The 5,481-nt window shown below is 59.3% G+C and carries 2 protein-coding genes; both read left to right on the top strand.

Translation table 11 applies throughout. The features are described 5' to 3' along the window. Window positions 1–1,880 (top strand): UvrD-helicase domain-containing protein (locus K0B87_09170; protein MBW6514905.1); only part of this gene is annotated, 1,880 nt, incomplete at its 5' end. A 7-nt stretch (window positions 1,881–1,887) separates the two neighbouring features. Then, window positions 1,888–5,280 carry a transcription-repair coupling factor gene (gene mfd / locus K0B87_09165; protein ID MBW6514904.1) on the top strand — a complete coding sequence of 1,131 codons (3,393 nt, stop codon included), beginning with the start codon at window positions 1,888–1,890 and terminating at the stop codon, window positions 5,278–5,280. Window positions 5,281–5,481: the final 201 nt, after the last annotated feature.

Raw genomic sequence — 5,481 nt, 5'->3', positions numbered from 1 at the left:
CGCTGGTCTACGACTGGCGCGCGCCGATTTCATCGATGTTCTACGATTTCGAAACCGGTCCGGCACGCTACCAGGCGCCGGCGGGCGAGGTTGCGGGACAGGTGACACTCAAGCGCCAGATGCGCATAAAGAACCGCCTCCTGCTGCCCGAAGACCTGGCCAGGGCGGAATCTGAAGCCCCGCCCAAGGGCCATCACGATGATTTTGAAAGCAAGTTCCTGCGCATCTACACTCTTTACCAGCAAAGCCTGTTGCTCAACCAGGCCCTGGATTTTGACGACATCCTCCTCTACACTGCCAGGCTGCTTAAAACCAATCCCACGGTGCGCGAAAAATACCGCCAGCTTTTCCGCTATGTGATGATCGACGAATATCAGGACACCAATCAGGCCCAGTTCGAGATCGTGCATCAGATCGCCGGAGAACACCAGCGCGTCTGCGTTGTGGGCGACGACGACCAGGCCATCTACAGTTTCCGGGGCGCCACCATCCGCAATATCCTGGAATTCGAGCGGGATTACCAGAACGTCCTTCCCATCAGGCTGGAACAGAATTACCGCAGCACCATGCGCATCCTGGGCCTCGCCAACTCCATCATCAAAAACAACCGCAAGCGCCACAGCAAGGACCTCTGGTCCGAGCTCGGAGACGGCGAAAAACCGGAGCTGTTCACCTACGAGGACGAGACCGATGAGGCCGACAAAACGGCCTTGCGGGTTATGGACCTGAACAAAAAGGGCATCCCCTACAGCCAGATGGCTGTCCTCTACCGCACCAACGCACAATCCCGGGTCTTCGAATACGCCTTCATGCAGCGCAAGATACCCCACTCCATCGTGGGCAGCCTGCATTTCTACCAGCGCAAGGAGATCCGCGACCTGCTTGCCTATCTGGCTGCGATCTCCAACACAGCCGACGCCGAAAGCCTGCTCCGCGTCATCAATGAACCTCCGCGAGGCATCGGACAGGTGACTGTAAACCGCCTGCTCGGTTTTGCCGCCAAGACCCACGTCAATCTCTACCAAGCCCTCCAAAACGCCGGCGCCATCGCGGAAATCAACGGCGGCACCAAACAAAGGCTCGCGGAATTTGCCGCCAAACTCGAGGAGTGGCGCGTGATGGCGCAATCTTCGCCAGTTCTGGATGTGGTGAAGGACATCATGGACCATCTGGACCTGATCTCCCTCTACAAAAGGACCAACGACCCCAAGGACATCTCCCGCGTGGAAAACCTGATCGAGTTCGTCAGTTCGGTGAGCGAATTTTCCGAGCGCTGGCTCGAGGAACAAGACCAGCCGCCGCTCCTGGCGGATTTCCTGCCTTTCGTGGCCCTCCAGACGGACATGGACCGGGCGGAAAGAAGCGCCGATTCCGTCCGCCTGATGACTCTTCACAACGCCAAGGGCCTGGAATTCGATTGCGTCTTCATCGTGGGTCTGGAACAGGAGCTTCTGCCCCACCGCATGAGCATGGACAGCCGCGAATCCATCGAAGAGGAAAGAAGGCTGCTCTACGTGGGCGTGACCCGGGCCAAAACCAGGCTGCTGCTGAGCTATGCCAGATGCCGCCGCCTCTACGACACTTTCTATTTTACCAAACCCAGCCTCTTCCTCCAGGAGCTGGATGAATCGCTCTTCGCGGGATCTGGCGATCAGGCCGACCTTGCCACCGCGCCCCGGGCCAGGCCCAAGACCAGGCACCGCATCACCGAAAAGGACAAGCAATTCCGCATCGGCCAAAAGGTCTGGCACTCGGAATACGGCCCCGGGACTGTGCTCAGCGTTGACGGGATCGGGTCCGACGCCCGCCTCACCATCTCTTTTTCAAGCGGCAAACTCACGAAGATAATCGGGACCTTCGTCAGCACCGAACCGCTTTGACGCCAAGATGATATACGCCAAGATCCGCCCCCGCCTGGAAGCATCGGCCTTCTTCCAAAGCCTGCCCGCCAGCCTGGATTCCGCCCGGCATCTTCAGGTCCACCATCTCAATCAGAGCGCCCGCGCTCTGGTGGCGGCGCATCTTTGGACCCTCACCCAAAAGGACATCCTGATCGTTTCCCAGGACGACATCATCGCCGAGGACATCTGGGATGACCTCTGCGCCCTGATCGGCCCCGCCAATGCCCATTATTTGCCGGATTACGAGATCCTGCCCTACGAAGAGCGCTCGCCCCACTATTCCATCCGCGCCACCCGCATGATGTGCATCCAGAACGTCCTCAAAGGCCAGCCGGCCGTTTACAGCGTCTCCATCCGCGCCCTGCTGCGCTATCTCCCGCCTCTGTCCAACATTTCCCGCCACGTGAGGGAACTGCGCCCCGGGCTGGAATATCCGCCCGACGACCTGATGCGCGACCTGGTCAACATGGGCTTCGAACCCCAGTATCAGATCAGCAAGGTCTTCCAGGTGGCCCGGCGCGGAGGCATCATGGACATCTTCAGCCCACCCGATCTGAGGCCCGTGCGGATCGAGTTCTTTGGCGACGAGATCATCACCATGCGCTATTTTTCCACCAACACCCAGCGCTCCGAGCCCGGCGAAGTGCCTTCCTACACCATCATCCCAGCCCGGGAATTCTCCCTCGACGACATCAGCGATTCCTCCGTTCTGGCGCCCCAATTGCGGACAACGGGATTCTTTGAAGGCATCGAAAACCAGTTCAGCCTCCTTCTGGACGGGCTTTCCACCTTCGCGGACTATTTCGACCCGGACAAACGCCTGCTCCTCTTCAACAATTATGTCTACATCCATGAGGAATTCGAGCAACTCAACGAACAGGTGCACCTGCAATACCGGCGTGAGCTGAAAAAAAAGACCAAAGCCAAGCTCAGCCCCCCGGACAGGCTGATGGCGGACGAAGCGAAATTGCTGGAGCTCACCCGTCCCCAGAGCAGCCTGTTCCTCTCCCAGAGCGAATTTGTGCTGCCCTTTTCCACCACCAACGTCAAAGCCCCGTTCGAAGCCCAGCCCTCCTTCAACGGCGATCTGGGGCTCCTGGCCTCGTCCCTGAAACATCTGGAAGCCCAAAACACCCGCCCCATCCTGCTGTTTGACAATCCCAGCCAAAGCAAGCGCATGCACGAACTTCTCCAGGATTTCGGCTGCGATCCGGACAGCCACATCGGCGTACTGCACGAGGGTTTCCGCGTTCTGGACTGCGATCTGGCGCTCTGGACCGACCACGAGATTTTCAACCGCTACAAGCGCAAACGCTATTCCCCGCGCTTCTCGCCCGGCGAAGAGATCGTGGATTACGAAAGCCTCAAGCCCGGCGACTATGTTGTCCATATCGACCACGGGATCGGGATCTTCGAAGGCCTCACCATCATCCGCCTGGACGGCCAGGAAACCGAATGCCTGGTACTCCGCTATGCCGGGGACGACCGGGTCTACGTGCCCACCTACCAGCTCAAGCTCGTCACCAAATACGTCGCGGAGGAAAGTGCCGAGCCTGTCCTGAACCGGATCGGATCGGCCAAATGGCAGCATACCAAGCACAAGGCCACCCAGCAGATCGAGCTCATCGCCGCGGACATCGTCAAGCTTTACGCGGAACGCAGCTCGCGCATCGGATTTGCCCATCAGCCGGACACCACCTGGCAGCGCGAGATGGAGGAATCCTTCATCTACGAGGATACGGCCGACCAGGTCCGCTCCACCAACGAGATCAAGGCGGACATGGAAAGCCCGGCCCCGATGGAGCGCCTGCTTTGCGGAGACGTGGGTTTCGGCAAGACCGAGGTAGCCGTCCGCGCCGCTTTCAAGGCCGTCTGTTCCGGCTGCCAGGTCGCCGTGCTCGTTCCCACAACCCTTTTGGCGGAGCAGCATTGGCGCGTTTTTCGGGAAAGGCTGGCCCAATACCCCGTCCGCGTGGCCATGATGAGCCGTTTCCGCAGCAACGCCCAATTGCGCGAGGACATTTCCGGAATTGCCGCCGGGACCGTCGATATCGCCATCGGCACCCACAGGCTGCTTTCCAAGGACATCCGGTTTCAGAACCTCGGCCTGCTCATCATCGATGAGGAACACCGCTTCGGGGTTCGCCACAAGGAGCGCCTCCGCAAGCTCCAATCCAACGTGGACACCCTCTACATGAGCGCCACGCCCATCCCGCGCACGATGAACATGGCCCTGGCCCGGCTCAAGGAAATTTCCCTGATGCAGACCTCGCCCAAGGAACGTCTGCCCATCCGCACCATCATCACCCCGCGTGACAACGAGGTGATCAAAGACGCCATCCGGCGCGAGATCGACCGCGGCGGCCAGGTTTTCTTCATCCACAACCGCGTTCAGACCATCGAGACCATCGCCGAAGAACTGCGCGCCCTGATGCCGAATGTCAGATTCGTCGTCGGCCACGCCCAGATGCCGGAACGCCATCTGGAGGAGGTGATGGACGCCTTCATCAACCGCGAATTCCAGGTGCTGATCTCCACCACCATCATCGAAAACGGGATCGACATCCCCAACGCCAACACCATCCTCATCGACCGCGCCGACACCTTCGGCCTCGCCCAGCTTTACCAGATGCGCGGACGCGTGGGGCGCAGCAACCGCCGCGCCTATTCCTACCTCCTGATCTCCAAGGGCACCACCGGCGTTGCCCGCCAGCGCTTGGAGGCCCTCACCCAATACGATTACCTGGGAGCAGGTTTCCAGGTCGCCCTGCGCGACCTCGAGCTGCGCGGAGCGGGCACCATCCTGGGCACCAAACAGAGCGGCATCATCCAATCCATCGGTTTCAATTACTACAACAGCCTCCTGGAGCGCGCCATCACCGCGGTTCAGGACGGAAAAAGCGTCTCCGGCGAATTGGAAACCCCCAAGACCAGGCGCAAGCTCAGCACCGAGATCGACCTCTATTTCCCTCCGGAATACATCAACGACGACGAACAGCGCCTGGCCATCTATCGCCGCCTGGGCGCTTTTGAGGATTTGGCGGAGATCGCGGATTTCGAATCCGAACTGGCCGACCGCTTCGGCCCACTGCCCGATAAAGCCGCCTGGCTGCTGATGTATTTCAAGCTAAACATCCTCGCCAAACAGGCCGACCTGCTCAATTGCCACGTCCGCCACCACACCCTCACCCTCGAATTCAAGCCAGAAAACCTGCCGCCCCGCCAAAAGGTTCTGGATTTCAGCTCCAAGGTGAAACAGGACCTGCGTTTCGACGCCGCCAAAGGGCTCAAGCTGGAGATCGCCTTTGATAAAAACCTGGAATACCGGGAGCAGTTTGCCGAAGCCCTCCGCCTCCTCGAGCTCTACGTCCAATCCTGACCTCTTTCTCTAAACGCAAACCCCTCAGCGAGATAGATCGATTTTTGCCTATCTTTCCCTGCGTCTCCCACCCTCCCTGTCAAGTCCTGAAATAGGTTGACTGTTTTTCGTTGTTATATTTCTGAGCTGTAGTGTCGTATTTGTGCTACAGAGCCCCCCATAGAATTGAATGCCCCCGAGCGCTGGATTCCTCTTTCCAAC

The organism is Candidatus Syntrophosphaera sp. (assembly GCA_019429425.1).
Taxonomy (GTDB): domain Bacteria; phylum Cloacimonadota; class Cloacimonadia; order Cloacimonadales; family Cloacimonadaceae; genus Syntrophosphaera.
This window is presented reverse-complemented; position numbering and strand designations above follow the sequence as displayed.